2 pseudogenes are annotated in these 851 nt (G+C 35.8%); both read right to left on the bottom strand.

The window, feature by feature from the left end:
* Positions 1–454: pseudogene (locus IDG60_RS16875) on the bottom strand (staphyloferrin B biosynthesis protein SbnC); the annotation flags it as partial.
* A 20-nt stretch (positions 455–474) separates the two neighbouring features.
* Positions 475–851 (bottom strand): annotated as a pseudogene (sbnB, locus tag IDG60_RS16870) (N-[(2S)-2-amino-2-carboxyethyl]-L-glutamate dehydrogenase SbnB); the annotation flags it as partial.

The raw sequence follows: 851 nt of genomic DNA, 5'->3' as shown, positions 1-851 counted from the left end.
ATGGATGAAATGGACGATCTTTTAAACTTGCAAACTGCTCTGACATCACAAAAGGATGTGACGCTAAATCTAATTCTGATAATTGTTTAGCAAGCTGTGTGGCAGCAGTAGTCAGTCCTTCTTCAACTCGAGCCACTTCCCATTCATGACTTAAATCACAATTCATATTAGCAATTGTTTGCCAAAATTCAGCTGCTGTTAAAGGTTGCTTAGACGCCCTTCCCTCTATCGTAATTGGTTGTGAGCTTTCATAACGAAACATATTTAAAGCACTAAAATAAACAGGTATCTTTATTTGTTGTGTTTCACGTTCGTATATCAAAAGCGTTTGTCCATTTTCTTTAGTAATATCACTATTCGATACAATACCGGCTATATCTTCAAATAATAATGCATCAACTAAATCTCTTAATATTATCGTTTGTGCTGTATTGACTGCTGTATGATTCTGCAATGTTCAGACACCTCGCATTCTTAATATAGGTTCAATGTTGTCCCAATATTTTGTTGTTGTGCCTGTTGATAAATAAAGTAAGCACTTGAAATATCTTCGATAGCCATACCCATCGGATTAAGTAATATGATTTCATCATCGTCTTCACGTCCTGGTATGTCACCTGTCACAAGTTGTCCTAGTTCAGCATGAAGTGCTTCTTTGCTGAATTTACCTTCTAACACCAATTGGTTAATAGTTTTCTTTTCTCGATTACATTGTGACCAGTCGTCTACTACGACTTTGTCAGCTTTAATAAAGACTTCTTTATGCACATCCATGATAGAAATGTTGCTAATAAATGCACCCTTTTGTAACCAATCATATTCAATGTATGGTTGATCCGTTACGGTACATG

This window comes from Staphylococcus sp. EG-SA-2, assembly GCF_017152085.1.
Note: the sequence above shows the minus strand (reverse complement) of the source record. Positions and strands in the feature narration are given on the sequence as shown.